The sequence below is a fragment of the Neisseria flavescens genome, from assembly GCF_005221285.1.
Lineage (GTDB): Bacteria > Pseudomonadota > Gammaproteobacteria > Burkholderiales > Neisseriaceae > Neisseria > Neisseria flavescens.
Genome location: NZ_CP039886.1, coordinates 160,142 through 179,436, shown reverse-complemented (window position 1 = coordinate 179,436; position 19,295 = coordinate 160,142). Strand labels below are relative to the sequence as shown.

General features: G+C 47.2%; 21 protein-coding genes and 1 tRNA gene. 4 read left to right on the top strand and 18 right to left on the bottom strand.

Annotation, left to right across the window (positions count from 1 at the left end; all coding sequences use genetic code 11):
- Positions 1 to 53: 53 nt before the first annotated feature.
- From FAH67_RS00980 to sdhC, 7 genes are all read right to left on the bottom strand, one after another.
- Positions 54 to 2,882, bottom strand: coding sequence for a 2-oxoglutarate dehydrogenase E1 component (locus FAH67_RS00980; protein ID WP_003678826.1), 2,829 nt, complete (start codon positions 2,880 to 2,882; stop codon positions 54 to 56).
- A gap of 209 nt (positions 2,883 to 3,091) precedes the next feature.
- Positions 3,092 to 4,375, bottom strand: a complete 1,284-nt coding sequence (gltA, locus tag FAH67_RS00975) for a citrate synthase (RefSeq protein ID WP_003678828.1) — start codon at positions 4,373 to 4,375, stop codon at positions 3,092 to 3,094.
- A gap of 124 nt (positions 4,376 to 4,499) precedes the next feature.
- On the bottom strand, positions 4,500 to 4,748 hold the full coding sequence (locus FAH67_RS00970) for an FAD assembly factor SdhE (protein ID WP_003678830.1): 249 nt from the start codon (positions 4,746 to 4,748) through the stop codon (positions 4,500 to 4,502).
- Between the two features lie 3 nt (positions 4,749 to 4,751).
- Positions 4,752 to 5,459 (bottom strand): succinate dehydrogenase iron-sulfur subunit, encoded by a 708-nt coding sequence (locus tag FAH67_RS00965; protein WP_003678833.1) that lies wholly within the window; start codon positions 5,457 to 5,459, stop codon positions 4,752 to 4,754.
- Between the two features lie 119 nt (positions 5,460 to 5,578).
- Positions 5,579 to 7,342 (bottom strand): succinate dehydrogenase flavoprotein subunit, encoded by a 1,764-nt coding sequence (gene sdhA, locus FAH67_RS00960; RefSeq protein ID WP_003678835.1) that lies wholly within the window; start codon positions 7,340 to 7,342, stop codon positions 5,579 to 5,581.
- 2 nt (positions 7,343 to 7,344) lie between these two features.
- On the bottom strand, positions 7,345 to 7,686 hold the full coding sequence (sdhD, locus tag FAH67_RS00955) for a succinate dehydrogenase, hydrophobic membrane anchor protein (RefSeq protein ID WP_003678837.1): 342 nt from the start codon (positions 7,684 to 7,686) through the stop codon (positions 7,345 to 7,347).
- Positions 7,680 to 8,057: a succinate dehydrogenase, cytochrome b556 subunit gene (gene sdhC / locus FAH67_RS00950; RefSeq protein WP_003678839.1), complete on the bottom strand. Its 378-nt coding sequence runs from the start codon at positions 8,055 to 8,057 to the stop codon at positions 7,680 to 7,682. The genes sdhD and sdhC overlap by 7 nt, the downstream gene beginning before the upstream one ends.
- Positions 8,058 to 8,520: 463 nt before the next feature.
- Between sdhC and FAH67_RS00945 the strand changes: the two genes are divergently transcribed.
- Positions 8,521 to 8,904, top strand: coding sequence for a YkvA family protein (locus tag FAH67_RS00945; protein ID WP_039863469.1), 384 nt, complete (start codon positions 8,521 to 8,523; stop codon positions 8,902 to 8,904).
- Between the two features lie 84 nt (positions 8,905 to 8,988).
- Here FAH67_RS00945 and FAH67_RS00940 read toward each other — a convergent pair whose 3' ends face one another.
- From FAH67_RS00940 to dapF, 4 genes are all read right to left on the bottom strand, one after another.
- Complete coding sequence (locus FAH67_RS00940) at positions 8,989 to 9,489, bottom strand: membrane lipoprotein lipid attachment site-containing protein (protein ID WP_370446675.1); 501 nt, start codon at positions 9,487 to 9,489, stop codon at positions 8,989 to 8,991.
- Between the two features lie 154 nt (positions 9,490 to 9,643).
- Complete coding sequence (cysK, locus tag FAH67_RS00935) at positions 9,644 to 10,576, bottom strand: cysteine synthase A (protein ID WP_100066411.1); 933 nt, start codon at positions 10,574 to 10,576, stop codon at positions 9,644 to 9,646.
- Between the two features lie 105 nt (positions 10,577 to 10,681).
- Positions 10,682 to 11,284 carry a hypothetical protein gene (locus tag FAH67_RS00930; protein WP_003678846.1) on the bottom strand — a complete coding sequence of 201 codons (603 nt, stop codon included), beginning with the start codon at positions 11,282 to 11,284 and terminating at the stop codon, positions 10,682 to 10,684.
- Positions 11,281 to 12,132: a diaminopimelate epimerase gene (dapF, locus tag FAH67_RS00925; protein ID WP_003678849.1), complete on the bottom strand. Its 852-nt coding sequence runs from the start codon at positions 12,130 to 12,132 to the stop codon at positions 11,281 to 11,283. Before dapF ends, FAH67_RS00930 begins: the two co-directional genes overlap by 4 nt.
- Before the next feature lie 180 nt (positions 12,133 to 12,312).
- Here dapF and FAH67_RS00920 point away from each other — a divergent pair, with 180 nt between their 5' ends.
- Positions 12,313 to 12,804 carry a hypothetical protein gene (locus tag FAH67_RS00920; protein WP_003678851.1) on the top strand — a complete coding sequence of 164 codons (492 nt, stop codon included), beginning with the start codon at positions 12,313 to 12,315 and terminating at the stop codon, positions 12,802 to 12,804.
- A 139-nt stretch (positions 12,805 to 12,943) separates the two neighbouring features.
- Positions 12,944 to 13,019 (top strand) — tRNA-Asn (locus FAH67_RS00915).
- 154 nt (positions 13,020 to 13,173) lie between these two features.
- On the opposite strand, the gene FAH67_RS00910 is transcribed toward FAH67_RS00915, so the two are convergent.
- Together FAH67_RS00910 and dnaX are read right to left on the bottom strand one after the other, a co-directional pair.
- Entirely contained in the window at positions 13,174 to 13,509 is a 336-nt protein-coding gene (locus tag FAH67_RS00910) for a YbaB/EbfC family nucleoid-associated protein (RefSeq protein ID WP_003678854.1), read from the bottom strand.
- An 89-nt stretch (positions 13,510 to 13,598) separates the two neighbouring features.
- Positions 13,599 to 15,599 (bottom strand): DNA polymerase III subunit gamma/tau, encoded by a 2,001-nt coding sequence (gene dnaX, locus FAH67_RS00905; RefSeq protein ID WP_003678856.1) that lies wholly within the window; start codon positions 15,597 to 15,599, stop codon positions 13,599 to 13,601.
- A gap of 198 nt (positions 15,600 to 15,797) precedes the next feature.
- Between dnaX and FAH67_RS00900 the strand changes: the two genes are divergently transcribed.
- On the top strand, positions 15,798 to 16,511 hold the full coding sequence (locus FAH67_RS00900) for an aldose epimerase family protein (RefSeq protein WP_039863478.1): 714 nt from the start codon (positions 15,798 to 15,800) through the stop codon (positions 16,509 to 16,511).
- Between the two features lie 60 nt (positions 16,512 to 16,571).
- On the opposite strand, the gene mltB is transcribed toward FAH67_RS00900, so the two are convergent.
- The 5 genes from mltB to rpsF all read right to left on the bottom strand — a co-directional run bounded on the left by mltB (position 16,572) and on the right by rpsF (position 19,236).
- Entirely contained in the window at positions 16,572 to 17,651 is a 1,080-nt protein-coding gene (gene mltB, locus FAH67_RS00895; protein WP_003678860.1) for a lytic murein transglycosylase B, read from the bottom strand.
- Positions 17,652 to 17,859: 208 nt separating this feature from the next.
- Positions 17,860 to 18,312, bottom strand: a complete 453-nt coding sequence (rplI, locus tag FAH67_RS00890; RefSeq protein WP_003678862.1) for a 50S ribosomal protein L9 — start codon at positions 18,310 to 18,312, stop codon at positions 17,860 to 17,862.
- Between the two features lie 16 nt (positions 18,313 to 18,328).
- On the bottom strand, positions 18,329 to 18,559 hold the full coding sequence (gene rpsR / locus FAH67_RS00885; RefSeq protein ID WP_003678863.1) for a 30S ribosomal protein S18: 231 nt from the start codon (positions 18,557 to 18,559) through the stop codon (positions 18,329 to 18,331).
- 6 nt (positions 18,560 to 18,565) lie between these two features.
- Positions 18,566 to 18,868, bottom strand: coding sequence for a primosomal replication protein N (gene priB, locus FAH67_RS00880; protein WP_172459153.1), 303 nt, complete (start codon positions 18,866 to 18,868; stop codon positions 18,566 to 18,568).
- Positions 18,865 to 19,236, bottom strand: coding sequence for a 30S ribosomal protein S6 (gene rpsF / locus FAH67_RS00875; protein WP_003678865.1), 372 nt, complete (start codon positions 19,234 to 19,236; stop codon positions 18,865 to 18,867). Before rpsF ends, priB begins: the two co-directional genes overlap by 4 nt.
- Positions 19,237 to 19,295 lie beyond the last annotated feature (59 nt).

The window sequence follows — 19,295 nt, the reverse complement described above, 5'->3', positions numbered from 1 at the left end:
ATTCTGCATATGGGCATTCCGCCTGAGCAGCCTCAGACGGAATGCCACTTGGCTTACAACGCCAAAGCGTCTTCAACCAATTGTTTCAATTGGGCAATGTGTTTGCTTGAGTAGCCCACTGCAGGCGATGCGCTGCTTGGACGACCGGCATAAGACAGTTTTTGCCCTTCGCTGATAACGTCTTCGATGCGGTGGCGGATTTGGTAGAACGCGCCTTGGTTTTTCGGCTCTTCTTGCGCCCAAACCACAGATTTTGCGTTCGGATATTTCGCCAGTTCGGCTTTAACCTCGTCGTATGGGAACGGATACAGCTGCTCAACGCGGACAATCGCAACATCATCTTCCAGTTTACGTTCGGCACGGCCGGCTTCCAAGTCATAGTAAACCTGACCGGCACACAATACCACGCGTTTCACGCTGTCGTTGCTTGCGCGTTCGGCGGTATCGCCGATAACCGGACGGAAAGTCGAACCTTCGGTGAAGTTTTCCAGCGGGCTCATTGCCCCTTTGAAGCGCAACAGGCGTTTGGACATGAAAATCACTAGCGGTTTGCGGTATGAACCCAAGACTTGACGTTGCAAGAGGTGGAACATTTGCGACGCTTCAGACGGCATGATGACTTGCATATTGTTCTCAGAACACAGTTGCAACCAACGCTCTACGCGTGCAGAAGAGTGCTCAGGGCCTTGACCGTCGTAACCGTGCGGCAGGATGGTGGTCAGGCCGCACAAACGACCCCATTTGGTTTCGCCTGAAGACAGGAATTGGTCAATAGTCACTTGCGCGCCGTTGGCGAAGTCACCGAATTGAGCTTCCCAAATGGTCAGTTTGTCAGGTGCGGAGCAGGCAAAGCCGTACTCGAACGCCATCACGGCTTCTTCGTTCAAAATGGAGTCGATAACCAGGAACTCGCCCATGCCTTCGCCCATATGGCGCAGAGGAACATAAGTACCGTCGTCCCATTTTTCACGGTTTTGATCATGCAGTACTGCATGACGGTGTGAGAATGTACCGCGGCCGGAGTCCTCACCGGAAATACGCACGCCATGACCTTTGGTTACGAGGCTGGCGTATGCAAGGGTTTCCGCCATACCCCAGTCGATGGCTTGTTTGCCGGATGCCATGGCTTTACGCGCTTCAATCACACGTTTTGCAGTCGGATGCAGGGCAAAGCCTTCCGGTACGGCGGTAAACTTCTCGGTGAGACGCTCAATATCCGCAGCAGGCAAACCGGTTTCGATGTGTTCCCGCCAATCTTTGCCTTGGTATTTGCTCCAGTCGATTTGTGTGCGTTGGAAGTTGCTCAACGTTGTTTGTTCAACATGTTCACCTTTGTCCAAAGCATCACGGTATGCTTGGATGTAACCGTCAGCCTCGGCTTGGGTTACCACGCCTTCGGCAATCAGTTGCTCGGTGTACAAAGCACGCGCACCCGGGTGTTGCGATACTTTTTTGTACATCATCGGTTGGGTCAAGGTAGGATCGTCGCCCTCGTTGTGGCCCCATTTACGGTAGCAGACAACGTCAATCACGATGTCCTTATGGAATTTTTTGCGGTAATCCAAAGCAGCTTGGATAGCAAAGCAAACGCGTTCGGGATCATCGCCGTTCACATGGATAACCGGAGCGGAAACCATTTTCGCGATATCGGTACAGTGTACGGTTGAACGGGTATCGCGGATATCGGAAGTGGTAAAGCCGATTTGGTTGTTGATCACGATGTGAACCGTACCGCCGGTGGTATAACCGCGCGTTTTAGACAGGTTAAATGTTGCTTGGTTGACACCCAAACCGATAAATGCGGAGTCGCCGTGAATCAATACGGGCAAGACTTTATCGCGGCCGTTTTCGCCCAAACGTTTTTGTTTGGCGCGTGCAGAACCTTCGACTACCGGGTTAACGATTTCCAAGTGGGACGGGTTGAACGCCAAAGAAACGTGCATCGGGCCGTGCGGAGTGGCAATATCGGAGCTGAAGCCCATATGGTATTTCACATCGCCGCTGGGCAGTTTGATTTCGGCACGACCTTCAAATTCGGCGAACAAATCGCCGGGTTTTTTGCCCAAAATGTTAACTAAAACATTCAGACGGCCACGGTGTGCCATACCGATGATGACTTCTTCCACACCGTCTTTACCGGCGTTTTGAATCAGGTAGTTCAAACCGGCAATCGCGCTTTCGCCACCTTCTACACCAAAGCGTTTTTGACCGACATATTTGGTGTGCAGGTAGCGTTCCAGAGTTTCGGCAGCAGTCATTTCTTTCAAGATACGGCGTTTTTGTTCAACGTTGTAGCTTGGCGTAGACAGTACGCTTTCAAAATAATTGCGAACCCAGCGGCGCTCTTCGGTATTTGGAATGTAGATGTACTCTACCGCGATATGGCCGCAGTAGGTTTGTTTAAGGTTGCTGATGATTTGGGACAGAGGCAGTTTGCTCTGACCGGAAAAATCGCCCTCGCCCATATTGAACTGAAGCGCCATATCGGCATCTGACAGACCGTGGAATTTAGGATCGAGAGCTTCGATATTTTGAGGAGGGATACGTTTGAGCGGATCAAGTTGGGCTGCACCCACGCCTTGGATACGATAGGCAGAAATCAGTCGCAAAACGCTGACTTGCTTTTTCATCATTGCCTCATCCACACCGCCTGCGACGGCTGCGGCAATTTTCTTTTTAGCCAAAGTGGCAAATGATTCACGAATCGGTGTATGGGCAACATCGACAGCGACTGCGCCCGGCTGTTTACTCAAATCGGTAAAGTACTGTTTCCATTTTTCATCGACAGATTCCGAATTATCCAGAAACTTTTCATACAACTCCTCGATGTATGGCGCATTAGAACCAAACAGATAAGAGAAATTGAGTTTTTCGTCCATCATGGCGTGAGCTCTTTTCTTTAAAATATAAACAAAGGGTAGAATCCCGTGTTCTCCGAACGGAATTCAGGCCGTCTGAAATGACACTTTATTCTACCCTATTTCAAATCAAATTACCTGCTATCAACTTAATTAATTACGACCAACCTTATTGAAAACGGCAATTCGATTTTTTCAAACGACTTTTCAACAATATATTAATGTATTGTCTATTAGCGTTTATCTACCGGAACGTAATCGCGACGCTCTGCACCGGTATACAGTTGACGTGGGCGACCGATTTTCAGTGCCGGATCGCTAATCATTTCATGCCAATGAGAAATCCAACCTACACTGCGCGACAATGCGAAGATAACGGTAAACATTTCAGTTGGAATACCCAATGCGGACAAGACAATACCGGAGTAGAAATCGACGTTTGGATACAGCTTGCGCTCAACAAAGAATGGATCTTTCAGTGCAATTTGTTCCAATTCCATCGCCAGCTTGAATTTAGGACTGTCTTCCAAGCCCAATTCTTTCAAGACTTCATAACAGGTTTCGCGCATGATATTGGCTCGTGGGTCCATATTTCGGTATACGCGGTGACCGAAGCCCATCAGACGGTATTTGCGTTGTTTCACACCTTCCATGTATGCGGCAACATTAGATACATCGCCGATTTCGTCCAGCATCTTCAACACAGCTTCGTTTGCACCGCCGTGTGAAGCACCCCACAGACAGGCGATACCGGCAGCGATACAGGCAAATGGGTTTGCGCCTGAAGAGCCGGCCAAACGTACAGTCGAAGTTGAAGCATTTTGCTCGTGGTCGGCATGCAAGATAAAGATGCGGTCGAGTGCGCGAGCCAATACAGGATTAGGTTTATATTCTTCACATGGTGTCGCAAACATCATGTACAAGAAGTTTTCAGCATAGGAAAGGTTATTTTTTGGATAATTGAACGGCAGACCGTTGGAATAACGGTAACACATTGCCGCAATTGTCGGGATTTTGGAGATTAAGCGGTAAATCGCAATTTTGCGGTGTTCAGGATTGGCAATATCCAGGCTGTCTTGGTAGAAAGCAGATAAAGCGCCAACCACGCCAACCATCATCGCCATCGGATGCGCATCGCGACGGAAACCGCGGAAGAACCAAGTCAACTGCTCATGCAGCATAGTATGGCGACTGACTGTGGCATCAAATTCTTTTTTCTGTTCCAGGGTAGGCAGTTCGCCGTAAATCAACAGATAGCAAACTTCCAAATAATCGGATTTTTCTGCCAGCTGCTCGATAGGATAACCACGGTAATACAACAGACCTTCATCGCCATCAATATAAGTGATTTTGGATTCGCAACTTGCAGTTGACACAAATCCGGGGTCGAAGGAAAACAGACCTGTATTTTTAGTCAAAGTACGGATATCAACCACATCATGGCCGATACTTGCTTCCAATACTGGCAGTTCCAAGGTCTCTTGATTTGGGGTGGTGAGCTTGACTGATTTAGACATTCTTAAACTCCTTTGTAAGTTGGGGCTTTCGTTGCCGCCCAAGCGGCACGGTCCTTTTTTTCAGACGGCCTCCGTATGGAAAGAGCTTGTTCGGATTGGCATCGCAAACAAGCTCTATAATACGTCATGCCTGTCTGATTTTTTCAAGCATGGGAATCAGGTGTTTCTTGTCCGTCGCCGAATGTCCGTTAATCAAGGCAAGTAACTCTTGGTCTTGAAATTCGAGGATTTCGGAAAATTCGGACAACTCCTGATCACTCAGGTGCTCGAATTCTTTTTCCATAAACCTGCCGAAGATTAAGTCTAATTCCAACAATCCCCGGCGGGTTTGAAAACGGATTTTCCGTTTGGCAATATCGTCAAAAACCATCATTTCTTAAACGGCTCGTTTCAACATAATCTCTTTAATCTTACCGATGGCTCGGGTCGGATTCAAGTGTTTAGGACATACGTCTACGCAGTTCATAATGGTGTGGCAACGAAACAAACGGTATGGGTCGTTCAGATTATCCAAACGCTCATTAGTAATGGTATCACGGCTATCCGCAATGAAACGGTAAGCATTCAGCAAGCCAGACGGACCGACGAATTTATCAGGGTTCCACCAGAATGATGGGCAGGCAGTCGAACAGCAGGCGCACAAAATACATTCGTACAAACCGTCCAACTCTTTACGCTCTTCCTGAGTTTGCAGACGCTCTTTGTCCGCATCGATAGGGTTATCGTTGACAACGTAAGGTTTGATGGAGTGATATTGTTTGAAGAATTGGGTCATATCCACAATCAGGTCGCGGATAACGGGCAGACCTGGCAGAGGACGGATTTTGACCGGTTGTTTCAGGCTGCGCAGATCGGTCAGACATGCCAAGCCGTTTTTGCCGTTGATGTTCATACCGTCCGATCCGCAAATCCCTTCGCGGCAGGAGCGGCGGAAAGATAAAGTATCGTCTTGTGCTTTCAGGCGCACCAGCGCGTCCAAAAGTTTCACGTCGGTCGGTTCCAATTCCAATTCGTAACGCTGCATATAAGGCTTGGCATCAACGTCCGGGTTGTAACGGTAAATTTCAAAACTCATTTTTTCCATGAGAAGTGTTCCTTTTCTCATCAACTGCCCAATGATTTTGTATTATGAATTCAAGCAGTTCAATGTGGGTATGGTTAGGTTTCAGACGGCCTTTGAGGTAAAGGCCGTCTGAAAAGGCATCAATAAACGCGCTTGGCCGGTTTGATGTATTCCACGCTCAAAGGCTTGGTGTGTACCGGTTTGTAAGACAAGGTATTGGTGTCCGAATGATACAGGGTATGTTTCATCCAGTTTTCGTCATCGCGCTCAGGATGATCGTCTGAAGCGTGTGCACCACGCGATTCTTTACGCGCTTCGGCGGACACCAAAGTCGCTTTCGCTACTTCAATCAGATTATCCAATTCCAAAGCTTCGATACGCGCGGTATTCCATACTTTGCTCTTGTCTTTGATTTCAGTACGTTTTACACGCTTGGCAATCTCCATGATTTCTCGAACGCCTTTGCTCAGAATCTCATCGGTACGGAACACACCGGCGTGCAGTTGTACGGAGCGTTGCAGTTCGCGACGCAATGCATCAACGTTTTCGCCGCCGGTTTGGTTGTCCAAACGCTCGATACGTTGGCGGGTCAACTCACCGGCATTAGCAGGCAGAGGTTTCCAGTCGCTTTGCTCTTTGATGAATTTAATCATACTGTCGCCGGCAGCTTTGCCGAACACCACCAAGTCAAGCAGGGAGTTGGTACCCAAGCGGTTCGCACCGTGTACGGAAGCACAAGCGCACTCACCTGCCGCATACAGACCTTTTACAGGCACTTCGTAATCTTCACCTTGCGGAATGACAACTTCGCCATGATAGTTGGTCGGAATACCGCCCATCATGTAGTGGGTAGTCGGCACAACAGGAATCGGGTCTTTAATCGGGTCGATACCGGCAAACTGAATGGAAATCTCGCGGATGCCCGGCAGTTTTTCCATAATTTTTTCTGCACCGATATGGTCGATTTTCAGCAATACGTGGTCTTTGTTTTTACCACAGCCACGACCTTCGTAGATTTCCATCGCCATCGCACGGGAAACCACGTCACGGGAAGCCAAATCTTTTACGGTTGGAGCGTAACGTTCCATAAAGCGTTCGCCATCGGCATTCAGCAGAATACCGCCCTCACCGCGTACACCCTCGGTAATCAATACACCTGCACCGGCCACACCGGTCGGATGGAATTGCCAGAATTCCATGTCTTCCAACGGAATACCTGCACGGGCACAAATACCCAAACCGTCACCGGTATTCATATAAGCATTGGTAGAAGAAGCATAAATACGACCGCCACCACCAGTAGCAAACATTACAGCTTTAGCGTGGAAAATATAAACTTCGCCGGTTTCCATTTCCATGGCGGTTACACCGACTACGTCGCCGTTTTCATCACGAATCAAATCTTGCGCTGTCCATTCCACAAAGAATTGTGTATTGGCACGGACGTTTTGTTGGTACAAAGTATGCAGCATTGCATGACCGGTACGGTCAGCAACCGCACATGCACGCTCTACCGCGCGTTTGCCGTGTTCGGCAGTATGGCCACCGAAAGGACGTTGGTAGATTTTACCGCTTTCCACACGGTCGAAAGGCATACCCATGTGTTCCAACTCAATTACGGCTTCAGGCGCAGCGCGACACATAAATTCAATCGCATCTTGGTCACCCAACCAGTCAGAACCTTTCACGGTATCGTACATGTGCCAATCCCAACGGTCTTCCTGCACATTACCCAATGAAGCAGAAATACCGCCTTGAGCCGCTACAGTATGAGAACGGGTTGGAAACACTTTAGACAAAACGGCACAATTCAGGCCGGATTTAGACAATTGGAGGGCTGCGCGTAAACCTGCACCACCACCGCCGACAATCACGGCATCAAACTTGCGAACAGGAAAACCCATATTTACCCCCAAATTACTTTAACTGAATACACCAAGCAGCCTACCAACCAAACGATGGTGGCAACTTGTAAAAACAAACGCAGGCCGAAAGGCTTAATGTAGTCCATCCACAAATCGCGGATACCTACCCATGCATGCAGGAATACGGCCAAGAAGCTCACTTGGGTAAATACTTTCACCCAAGTTTGATCAAAAAATGCCTGCCATGCCGAATATTCTTTAGGCAACGTAAACAAAACAACCAAAAGAACCACGGTATACACCAACATGATGACCGCAGTTGCACGTTGCATTGCCCAATCGCGCAAACCGTAATGCGCACCTGTCAATTTACGCTCTACCATAACAAAGCTCCCAAAACGACGGTCAGAATCAAAGCAGAAGCAAATACAACTTTAGCAGTAGCACGGGCAGTATTTAATTCCAAGCCTTTATGCACATCCAAAAACAGAAAGCGGATACCGGCCAAAAAGTGGTGCAGATATGCCCATAACAGACCGATAAGAATCAGCTTCACAAACGGATTGGAGATAGCAGAACGATATGCTTCAAACGACGCTTCGCGATCCAGCGTTCCAGAGAAGAAATACAAGAGAACAGGCAGCATCACAAACAAGCCGACGCCGCTGATACGGTGAAGAATAGATACAATCCCCGGTATGGGCAATCGGATATTCGGAATTTCCAAAAATACCGGGCGTGATTTGGCGGACATGGTCAGTTCCTCTAGATTTATTATCAGCTCAAAACCTATAGCTCAGCACTACAATAAGCTACATAAACCATAATTTACCTGTTTTATCTCATTTTGAACAGTGCAATTTATGAATGCTCTAATGATTTTTACCAAAAGACTAATAAAATCAAACAATCATTCTTAGATTTTTTTTTGCGCGACTAGCCTTTTTTGTTACTTTCCTGCAATTAAGCCATCTCCCCCATCAAAGCACTTACAATAACATCATTATGATTTGAGAATTGTATCTATTGCGAGATAAATTCTCACTCTTGATACCTAATCTTTACAAAGGCATAAGCCATTTTTAACTTATTACCGTTGCATTATCATCACTACTCTTACATAGTTATACATTCAAAGACATTTCATCTATCTCTATATGGACTAAAATACAGTGCGATACCAACAATGTTTCCATACCTTATAAGGAAGCTGCATCATGACACACTCCCCTCATCAAAACACACCCGATCTGGAGGACTACATCCCCTCCTTCCGCCGTCGAAACTTGGACACATCCGGTTTTATGAAAAAACTCGGACGCTTTGCCGGCCGCCTGGGCAAACCTGTCGTCCGTCAACTTTACGCACTTTATTACCTTTGGGAATCCGAACACACGCCCAAACGGGCCAAAATGATTATTGTCGGCGCACTGGTTTATTTCCTCAGCCCTATCGACAGCATTCCCGACCTTCTGATTCCATTTGGCTTCAGCGATGACATTGCCGTCATTGCATTGGTTTATTCTCAAATGAAAAACTATCTGACCGAAGATATTCAAGAAAAAGCCCGACAGGCGGCTGATAAGCTGTTTGGTTCTTAATTGGATACAATTCGACTACACATATATAAATATAAGAAGAAGGCCGTCTGAATATTCAGACGGCCTTCTCGGTTTATGACTTTTTTATTTCAAAGGCTGCATATCCATAACTTCCATCAGGAAGTTGGTAAACGCAGGATTGCTTGGTTTGGTATCCATGTTTTTCCAACGTTGCTGCCAACCGCGCAAAGCACCTTGGATGTACTGTTTGGATTGCTCGGTAGTAATTTCACCACGTTGGCTGTCAACGGCGGAACGCAGATAAACTTCGTACATACTGTCATCGACAGAGTTGCGTCCCACTTGTTGAATACGGAAACGGTTCAAATATTGGGCAGCCTGAACTTTGGTCAGATTACCTTGGCTCACTTGGGTATTCAAGCGACGTGCTTCATCATGAATCTTGGAAACATCTACCCAATGCGAAGAAGCCAAATGATAACCGGTAGCCGAAAATTGTGAATCAGCCTCAGGTTTCTTGACATTGGTTGGTCGAACTGGCACTTCTTTCAATGTTGGAACATAAATCGATTCACAACCGGCAAGTGCTGCCACAGCAAGGATAGGAAGAATGTATTTTTTCATAATGCGCATTATAAGCATGATTCGTTGAAGAAACCAACTTTTGAATAACGGTATTCAAAGCTCATTAACTGAATTACAACAGATTTCATACGATATCTCAAGCCCATACGCAAAAAAGGCCGTCTGAAAACGGCCTTTTAACAACAATCCTATATTATGCCAAATCGGCAAACAGAGGCGTAGAAAGATAGCGTTCGCCATATGATGGCAACAAGACAACAATCAGCTTGCCTTCGTTTTCAGGTTTTTTAGCCAATTGCAATGCACTCCATACCGCGGCACCGGAAGAAATACCTACCAAAATGCCTTCTTTTTCAGCCATAGCGCGCGCAGTTTCAAACGATGCTTCGTTAGGTGCTTTGACAATGCTGTCGTAAACAGTCGTATTCAAAATGCTAGGGATAAAGCCTGCGCCCAAACCTTGAATCGGATGTGGGCCTTTTTCACCACCACTCAATACCGGGGAGGCTTCAGGCTCGACAGCCACGATTTGAACTTCGGGTTTGTATTTTTTCAATACTTCGCCCACGCCGGTAATCGTACCGCCAGTACCCACACCGGCCACGAAAATATCAACTTGGCCGTCTGTATCACGCCAAATTTCTTCGGCAGTGGTTTTGCGGTGAACTTCAGGATTGGCCTCGTTATCAAATTGGCGCGGCATAAAGTAAGTATCTGGATGTTCGTCCACCAAAGATTGGGCTTTAGCGATAGCGCCTGCCATACCTTCGGCTGCCGGTGTCAAAATCAGCTCTGCACCGAATGCACGCAACAGCATTTTGCGTTCTTTACTCATGCTTTCAGGCATAGTAATCGCCAATTTATAACCGCGGGCCGCACACACCATTGCCAAACCGATACCGGTATTGCCGCTGGTCGCCTCAACGATAACGGTATCTTTATTGATTTTACCGGCCTGCTCCGCCGCTTCAATCATGGCTTCGGCAATACGGTCTTTCACGCTGCTGCCCGGATTGAAAAATTCAAGTTTAACGGCGATTTGCGCTTTCAAACCTTCAGTCAGACGGTTCAATTTCACCAAAGGCGTGTTGCCGATCAGCTCAGTAATATTATTTGCAATTTTCATTTCCTGCTCCAGATTTAGATGTGATATAGCCTGCATATTAAACTCAGGCCGTCTGAAAAACCAATACCGAAAATTTCTTTCGTTATAACTTTTAGTTTGGATAAATTAATACCCACCCCGTTCAAAAATCAAAGCCATGGCAACCACAGCCTGCATGACAACCGCAACCAGCCAACCCATTTGCAGCTGAGTGGCACTAAACAAAGTCGCCGACTGCTTGCACACGACCACACGGTGCAGATAAAACACCAGCATCAACACGCCTTGCAAAACAAACCAATAAATCGGTTTCAAGGCATAAATTTTCAGCAAGGCCGCCCATGCAAAAACCGCGCCTGCCAATGGCAAGATGAAATAAACCACGCCTACCAAGAAAACAAAAGCCAAAGTCATGACGACATTGGAAACCGCAAATAAGGTCAAACCGGCATATTCGCCTGCCGACCAAAACTTTTTGTCTTCCGTTTTACTGCAGTCATCAATAAAGAAGAAAATACTGGCGATTGTCAGATAAAAATGAGGGATGAACAAAGGGCCTGTATGCGTAAAGCCCCACATTCCGGGCAACAAGCGCGCGCCCAGTGCCGAAATTCCCAGCCACAACAACACCGCAGCCCAAAGCCATTGAAACCGCTGCGCGCGAAAAATAAACGCCAACGATACCGCAGCATACGCGACGGCAAACCAAAAATCCAAAGAAACCATCATGAATACTGCAACTCGCCTTCAAAAACGGTTTCAGCAGGGCCGGTCATTTGCACATCGCCGCCTTCTTCCCAACTGATAAACAATTCGCCGCCAGGCAGAGTAACACGCACAGGCGCACCCGCTTTCAGCAAGCCATTGCGCACGCCTGCCACCACGGCAGCACACGCTCCAGTGCCGCAAGCCTGAGTTTCCCCCACTCCGCGTTCAAACACGCGCAGGCGGACTGACAATTCATCTTCAACCTGTAAAAAGCCGACATTAACCCGTTCAGGAAACTGCTCGTGAGATTCAATAACGCCGCCCCAATGCTCCACCGGCGCGGTTTCAACATCATCAACCAAAATCACCGCATGCGGATTACCCATATTCACGCAGCTTACCGGTACAGATTCCAAACCGACTAAAACAATATGTGTCAGCGCATCTTCATTTTCACCATGCGCAGGCACAAACGGAATTTCAGACGGCATGAAACGCGGTTTACCCATATTGACGGTAACCAAACCGTTATCCAACAGCTTCGGCACAATAATCCCTTTGGCTGTTTCGACCAAAATTTCCGTTTTATCCGTCAAACCCTTATCCGCGACAAAACGCGCAAAACAACGCGCGCCATTGCCGCACTGCTCTACTTCCCGACCATCGGCATTGAAAATGCGGTACCGAAAATCGACCGCATCAGAAGAAGGCTTCTCCACTACCAAAAACTGATCAAAACCCACGCCGCGATAGCGGTCTGCCCATTGGGCAAGCGGCGCAGCCAACGGATCAAAGTCCTGATTGATGGCATTGACCACCATAAAATCATTGCCCAAGCCGTGCATCTTCGTAAATTTCAAAGTTTTCATGATTCATTCACATTCTTATTAAATCATTATTTCGGCACATTCTACACCAGAATGATATATTCGTTTCTATCTTGTTTTTCAGACGGCCTTGCGCCCTTTTACCAATACTAACACCAGCCACACCGCAAAAATACTATACTTCCCACATTACAAACATTTCTTATTACAAGGATATACATTATGAAAAAAGTTCTCTTACCTGCACTTTTGGCCGCTTCACTCAGCGCATGTACAGTCGGCACGCCCGGTGTTTCCGTCGGTTTAGGTGTCGGCACCAGCATCGGCCGCCATGTCGGCTTGGGTACGTCCATCAACATCCCTGTCGGCTTGGATAAAACCAAAACCACCAAAGGCACGGATTCAGACGGCATCCGTATCTCAGAAGAACAAATCGTGACCTACTTTGATGCACACGGCACACCCAGCAACAGCGCAGTCAAAGGCGGCTTCCATCGCCAACTGATCAGCAAACGCAACAACGAATATGTCGTCCAAGACTTTTACAGCGACAACAGCCAAAAACGCACAGACCCCTACGTCCTCAGCCGCAACCAACTGATGCAGTTCCGTGCCACGCCAAGCAACGGCTCGCTGACCACTTACGCTTACAACGGTACGGTAATGCAGCAGCAAGTGTTCCAAAACGGCAAATTGGTTAACGCCAAATACTAAAGGCCGTCTGAAACGGCTGGGAAGCATGTGAAACTTGATTACAAAATATTTTTAACATTCAAATATTTGAAATATTTTGTACCATTTTCTTAAAAATATTGATTGACACATTTTTTCCAGCCATTATAATACGCCCCATTCCCCGATAGCTCAGTCGGTAGAGCGACGGACTGTTAATCCGCAGGTCCCTGGTTCGAGCCCAGGTCGGGGAGCCAAATTTAAAAAGCCTGAACTTCTGTTCAGGCTTTTTTACATCAATAAGAATAAGGAACGATTGTTCTTTCCCAAAGAAAGCTCTGAATTCTCATAAGAAAAAAGGCCGTCTGAAACCCAAATCTGGCTTCAGACGGCCTTTTATTTGTTTTTAAATCAACGGAAGAAGTCGCCCATACCGGCAGGCAGACCTTGGGTAAATGCACCCATGGTTTTATTGGTCGTTTCTTCGGCTTTTTCAGAAGCGGCATTGATGGCGGCCAATACCAAATCTTCCAACATTTCTTTGTCATCAGCGGCCTCTTGAATCAAATCAGGGCTGATTTCAAGTTTGCGGACAACGTGCGAACACGTCATCACAACTTTCACCAAACCATTGCCTGCTTCGCCTTCAACTTCAGTTTCAGCCAGCTTGGCTTGTGCCTTTTTCATGTTTTCCTGCATTTGTTGAGCCTGTTTCATCAGGCCGCCTAATCCGGCTTTTCCGAACATGTTTTACTCCTATGGGTTTGAATAAATGGGTTTCACTCATGCCGTCTGAAAACACTATTGCCTTTCAGACGGCCTTGTATATCAGTATTTTAAGAATGTCCTGCCAGCTCTAAAGAATCCGGCAGCCATTGTGCTTCAAAGGCTTGCAAGATTTTCTGCGCCGTTGTATCCGCTTCCAGCAAATCTTGCGCCTGCTGCCGCCCTTCTTCTTGAATACGTTTGCGGCGCATAACCGGCGTTTCCCAGCCTTTATCATCCTGCCAAGGCTCGGTTTGCAGCCTTAAATTGCCAAGATGGTAGGCCTCGCTCAACGTCTGGCAGATTTTATCCAAGCGCTCTTTATTGGCAGTCGCTTTGGCCTCATCCGTCAACGACAGCATGATTAAACCTGCTTCCGCATCATAACTCGTCCATGCCGCATTTTTCGCCAACATCTGCGCCGCGCCTAATTTACGGGCAAAGCGTTCGATAATGCTGTGCCAATTCTCAGTTTTAAACTCAGGCAAAGGAGCGAACTGAAGCTCTTCTTCATCTCCCTCCTCTTCTTCAGGCTCAGCAGACGCAACCGGCTGCGGTACTTCCATCACATCAGTATGGTGTGAATCTTCATATGTATATGCTTCATCAAAAAACGGAGGCGGAATTTCCTCATCCATGTGCGGATATTCTTCCGGCTCAAAGGCCGTCTGAACTTTTGCAACAGGCAATGGCTCCACTGCTTCTTGTATCTGCGCCGCTTGAGTTTGAGGCGGCTCAGCCGATACTTGGCTCGGCATTTCCTCCCAAGGCGGTACATCCGCCTGTTGTTGAGCAGACTGAATAGTTTCTTCAGACGGCCTTTCAACGGCATCCTGTTTGCTCGGAACAGCCTCTTTCTCAACCGCCGGTGCTGCTATCGGCTCAGATTTCGGCAGCTGAAAAGGCTTTTTTTCGGCCTCAGCTTTCTGATGATCGGAATGCAAATCCGTGTGTTCAATCTGACTTTGCGTATCGCAACCCGAAGCGGCCAATGGCGCAAATGCAAGCATGCGCAAAAGCGTCATGACAAAACCGGCATACTCGTCCGGAGCCAGCGGCAAATCCTGTTTACCGTGAATAGCACATTGATAATAAAGCTGAATCTGCTCGCCACTTAAAGCCTGACTTAATCGCAACAAAGTTTCACGCTCAGGGTCGTCATTTGCCAAGGCGGAAGGAATGGTTTGAATCAAAGCCAAACGCTGCAACAGCATGGCCAATTCTGCCAATGCGCTGTCAAAACCAATCGCTCTGGCGGACATTTCCTGAGCTTTTTCCAGCAAGGCCTCACCGTTTTGATTGATGATTCCTTCAAGCAATTCAAACAAGTATTGTTTATCAACTGCTCCGATCATCTGGCGGACATCTTGTTCGGCAACTTTACCCGAACCCATGGCAATCGCCTGATCCAAAAGGCTCAACGCATCGCGCATCGAGCCGGCGGCGGCACGTCCTAAAAGCTGCAAAGCCTGCGGCTGATAAGGAACGTTTTCACGATCCAAGACATGTGCCAAATGCTCGGCAACCTGTTGGGTTGTCATGTTGCGCAAAACAAACTGCAAACAACGGCTCAATACAGTAATGGGGACTTTGTGCGGATCGGTGGTCGCCAAAATGAATTTAACGTGCTCAGGCGGCTCTTCCAAAGTCTTCAGCATGGCATTGAACGCGCTTTTGGAAAGCATATGCACTTCGTCGATGATATAGACTTTGTATTTACCTGCAGTCGGCGCGTATTGGGCGTTTTCCAACACTTCGCGGATATTGTCGATACCGGTATTCGATGCCGCGTCGATTTCCAATAAATCCACATAACGGCCGCTGTCGATTTGCGTACAGCTTTCACACTGACCGCATGGCTCGCCATGCACGGCATTTTCGCAGTTCAAGCTCTTGGCCAAAATCCTGGCAATCGTGGTCTTGCCCACACCGCGCGTTCCTGTCAGCAGATAGGCATGGTGCAGACGACCTTCGTCCAGCGCGTTGCGCAGGGCTTTGACGACGTGTTCCTGACCGACCAAATCGGCAAAGGTTTTCGGGCGCCATTTTCGTGCAAGAACTTGATAAGCCATGTTGTTTCTCTACGGGAAATAAATCGGAAGGCCGTCTGAAAAGAATTATCCGCTCTTCAGACGGCCTCAGAAAATGGCATATATTCTAGCATTTTTTTGATTTTTATTAAGGATTTTCTATCAAGCCTACAGCGACAGCATGTCATTGCAATGTTAGAATACTACACAAATGATAACCAAGTTAAAGCTAAAATCATTATGCCTGAAATCATACTACGCAACCAATCAGCCACTATGCAAGTCAACACAATGGGCGGATATATTGACTCCCTGATTCTAAAAGGACGGGAAGTCTTATTTCCGAAAACCAGCGTTCAAGTCGCCAATGACACAAAATTACGCGGCGGCATGCACGTCTGCTTACCCCAATTCGGGCCGGACAGCAAAAATCATCTGGCCCAACATGGTTTCGGCAGAACTTCAGACTGGGAAATCCGCCATCAAAATGAATCGGATATCGGCTTGAAATTAATCAGCACAGAAAAAGGCTATGAACACGTCGAATGGTTGCTTGATTACAGCTTGCCTAACGAAAATGAAGCCATCGCCATCCTGACCGTCTGCAATTACGGCGAATCGCCCATCCGCACTTCCCCGGGGTTCCACCCCTACTTTACCGCCGCCGGCACACAATTTGATTTCAACGGCGCGCCATACGATGCCGACTATATCTCCCATACCGAATTTGTTTCCTCCGAGCAGGACGCACACGTTGCATTTGACGGCTTGAAACTGGATATCCGCACCCACAATCTGCCTGTATATGCCCTCTGGAGCGATCGAAACGGCCAATATACTTGTGCAGAACCAACCGCAGAAGGCAATGCATTTTTATCTCCTGCAAGAGGTGGACAATTTGTTTCAGGACACAGCAAAAAACGTTACGCCATGAAAATCAGACTGACGGCTTAAAATATTCTGTAAAAGCCCCAAATACTTAAAAACCACCCCGAAGGGTGGTTTTCTTATGGCTTACAGGCCATTGTTATTGATTGCATTCGCAATATCGCGTACCGCTGTTACATACATGCGGCTGTGGTTGTATTGCCATACTGTGTAGAAGTTATTCAGGCCCAAATAGTATTCAAATACGCCCGGGCTGGTTTCCAAAGCATACAATACAGCCTTTTCATTATCCGCAACAGCAGCTTGAGGCACCACACCCAAAGCTTTGAAATCTGCGACAGTACGCGTCAAAGCAGTTTTCTCATCAATAATCGCCTGCAAGTACGGAGTAATCGTCAGACTTACCGGCACAACCATCTTGCCGCCGGTCTGCCAGCCATGCTGTTTCATATAATTGGCGACAGAAGCCGCCACATCGCCGACATTATTCCAAATATCGCGATGACCATCACTATCATAGTCTACCGCCCATTTACGGTAGCTTGAAGGCATAAATTGCGGCATACCCATTGCACCGGCATAGCTGCCTTTGAAGTCAAAGATATTTTCTTTTTCTTCTTTTGCCATCTGCAAAAGTTCGCTCAATTCATTTTGGAAGAACTCGGCACGGCGCGGATAATCAAAGGCCAATGTACTCAAGGCATCGGCAACGCGGAAGCTGCCCGTATTTTTGCCGTAATTGGTTTCAATCCCGAGAATCGCCACAATCAATTCGGCAGGTACGCCGTATTTGCGTGCCACATCATCAATTACGGCACGGTTTGCCGCATAGAATTGTCTGCCGTCGTTAAATTTGGCTGCACCAGAGTTACCGGTGCGGAATTCATACCAAGGACGCGAAGTGCTTGGACGGTACATAATGGTAATGATATTGCCTTTATACACCACGCCATTAAAGAAATTACGCAACTCTTCCGCACTGGAACGGCGGTTTTTCACTTCATATTGGATAAACTGCTGAACATTGACGTTCTCATTAAAACCACTGCTGGCAACAGATTCAGCCGCAGCATCAAATACAGGGCGTTTTACAGAGGAAACAGGCTCAACCGGTTTTGCCGTATCAACAGCAGGCTTTTGCGGGGTACTACATGAAGCCAGAGCCAAAGCAGCCAGACCCATCCCAAAGATTTTGATTTTATTCATAAATAATCTCTTTATTAAATACTATGATAAATCCGAATACGAAAGAATATTCATCCAACACATTATCTCTCTATGCCAACCGCCCTACTTTTTAACCAGCCAAAAATATAGACAACTCGACACTGATTTGCTTCGGCTCAAGCACATAGACAAGGCCGTCTGAAATCCAAGGAAACCCTTGATTTTCAGACGGCCTTGAATGAATCAATTACTCAGCGGCTGCAACAACAGCAACGGTAATTTTAGCAACAGCGTCAGTGTGCAGAGCCACTTCAACTTCGTATTCGCCAACAGCTTTCAATGGGCCGTTAGGCAGACGTACGTTTGCTTTAGCAGCTTGGATACCGGCAGCAACAATCGCTTCAGCGATGTCGGCATTGGTAACAGAACCGAACAGACGACCATCAACACCGGCTTTTTGAGCAACAGTAATGGTTTGGCCTTCCAGTTTTTCTTGACGTGCTTTAGCATCAGCCAAGATTTCAGCTTGCTTGGCTTCCAATTCGGCGCGGCGTGCTTCGAATTCTTTCATGTTGGCTTCGGTTGCACGTTTTGCTTTACCGGCAGGGATCAGGAAGTTGCGTGCATAACCGTTTTTAACGGTTACGATGTCACCCAAGTTACCCAGACCGCCGATTTTTTCTAACAGAATAATTTGCATGATTTAAACTCCAAAATTATTTGTGTTGATCGGTGTAAGGCAACAGAGCCAGGAAACGGGCACGTTTCACAGCAGTAGCCAACTGACGTTGGTAGTGTGCTTTAGTACCAGTAATGCGGGCAGGGATGATTTTGCCGTTTTCAGAGATGAAGTCTTTCAACAAATCAACTTGTTTGTAATCAACTTCTTGGATTTTTTCAGCCGTAAAGCGGCAGAATTTTCTACGTTTGAATGATTGACGAGCCATTGTCGTTTAACCTTTATATTCTTTAATGTTCTGTATGCGTAGTACCGGCTTGGGAAAGCATTGGCTGCGTTGCGCCAAAAAACCTTCCGACTCGATGACGGCATCTTGCCGATACTGCCATTCCTCAGCCTGCTTACCTAAAATCCGCGCAGGAATTTCAAATTTGACCAGACATTTCTGTCCGTTTTCTTCCTGCCAAGATTCATGTTGTAACACAACATCTAAAACAGGAATTCCTGCCGGCGTATATCTCAAAGGCTGAACCTGCAAGATACGGGCGGTAAGCTTAATCAGATTGTTCAATCTTATTCGGCTGCTGCAACTTCTTCAGCTGCACCGTTCAGCAAGTTTTTTGCTTTTTCGCCGCCCAGCATTGGGGAAGCTTCAGTTACAGCGTGTTTTGTTTTGATGGTCAGGTGACGCAGTACGGCATCATTGAAGCGGAAAGCAGTTTCCAGCTCTTCAACCACTTCAGGAGTAGTTTCGATATTCATCAAAACATAGTGTGCTTTGTGGATTTTGTTGATTGGGTAAGCCAATTGACGACGGCCCCAGTCTTCCAAACGGTGGATTTTACCGCTGGCTTCAGCAATCATGGTTTTGTAACGCTCAACCATAGCAGGCACTTGCTCGCTTTGATCAGGATGAACGATAAACACGATCTCGTAATGACGCATGTTATCTCCTTATGGATGATTAAAAACAGCCTTTCACCATGCGAAGTAAAAGGCAAGGC

What these genes read in the sequence shown, in the direction of transcription:
- FAH67_RS00980 (WP_003678826.1), bottom strand. Translation starts at nt 2,882, where the DNA reads ATGATGGACGAAAAACTCAATTTCTCTTATCTGTTTGGTTCTAATGCG.
- gltA (WP_003678828.1), bottom strand. Translation starts at nt 4,375, where the DNA reads ATGTCTAAATCAGTCAAGCTCACCACCCCAAATCAAGAGACCTTGGAA.
- FAH67_RS00970 (WP_003678830.1), bottom strand. Translation starts at nt 4,748, where the DNA reads ATGATGGTTTTTGACGATATTGCCAAACGGAAAATCCGTTTTCAAACC.
- FAH67_RS00965 (WP_003678833.1), bottom strand. Translation starts at nt 5,459, where the DNA reads ATGGAAAAAATGAGTTTTGAAATTTACCGTTACAACCCGGACGTTGAT.
- sdhA (WP_003678835.1), bottom strand. Translation starts at nt 7,342, where the DNA reads ATGGGTTTTCCTGTTCGCAAGTTTGATGCCGTGATTGTCGGCGGTGGT.
- sdhD (WP_003678837.1), bottom strand. Translation starts at nt 7,686, where the DNA reads ATGGTAGAGCGTAAATTGACAGGTGCGCATTACGGTTTGCGCGATTGG.
- sdhC (WP_003678839.1), bottom strand. Translation starts at nt 8,057, where the DNA reads ATGTCCGCCAAATCACGCCCGGTATTTTTGGAAATTCCGAATATCCGA.
- FAH67_RS00945 (WP_039863469.1), top strand. Translation starts at nt 8,521, where the DNA reads ATGACACACTCCCCTCATCAAAACACACCCGATCTGGAGGACTACATC.
- FAH67_RS00940 (WP_370446675.1), bottom strand. Translation starts at nt 9,489, where the DNA reads ATGAAAAAATACATTCTTCCTATCCTTGCTGTGGCAGCACTTGCCGGT.
- cysK (WP_100066411.1), bottom strand. Translation starts at nt 10,576, where the DNA reads ATGAAAATTGCAAATAATATTACTGAGCTGATCGGCAACACGCCTTTG.
- FAH67_RS00930 (WP_003678846.1), bottom strand. Translation starts at nt 11,284, where the DNA reads ATGATGGTTTCTTTGGATTTTTGGTTTGCCGTCGCGTATGCTGCGGTA.
- dapF (WP_003678849.1), bottom strand. Translation starts at nt 12,132, where the DNA reads ATGAAAACTTTGAAATTTACGAAGATGCACGGCTTGGGCAATGATTTT.
- FAH67_RS00920 (WP_003678851.1), top strand. Translation starts at nt 12,313, where the DNA reads ATGAAAAAAGTTCTCTTACCTGCACTTTTGGCCGCTTCACTCAGCGCA.
- FAH67_RS00910 (WP_003678854.1), bottom strand. Translation starts at nt 13,509, where the DNA reads ATGTTCGGAAAAGCCGGATTAGGCGGCCTGATGAAACAGGCTCAACAA.
- dnaX (WP_003678856.1), bottom strand. Translation starts at nt 15,599, where the DNA reads ATGGCTTATCAAGTTCTTGCACGAAAATGGCGCCCGAAAACCTTTGCC.
- FAH67_RS00900 (WP_039863478.1), top strand. Translation starts at nt 15,798, where the DNA reads ATGCCTGAAATCATACTACGCAACCAATCAGCCACTATGCAAGTCAAC.
- mltB (WP_003678860.1), bottom strand. Translation starts at nt 17,651, where the DNA reads ATGAATAAAATCAAAATCTTTGGGATGGGTCTGGCTGCTTTGGCTCTG.
- rplI (WP_003678862.1), bottom strand. Translation starts at nt 18,312, where the DNA reads ATGCAAATTATTCTGTTAGAAAAAATCGGCGGTCTGGGTAACTTGGGT.
- rpsR (WP_003678863.1), bottom strand. Translation starts at nt 18,559, where the DNA reads ATGGCTCGTCAATCATTCAAACGTAGAAAATTCTGCCGCTTTACGGCT.
- rpsF (WP_003678865.1), bottom strand. Translation starts at nt 19,236, where the DNA reads ATGCGTCATTACGAGATCGTGTTTATCGTTCATCCTGATCAAAGCGAG.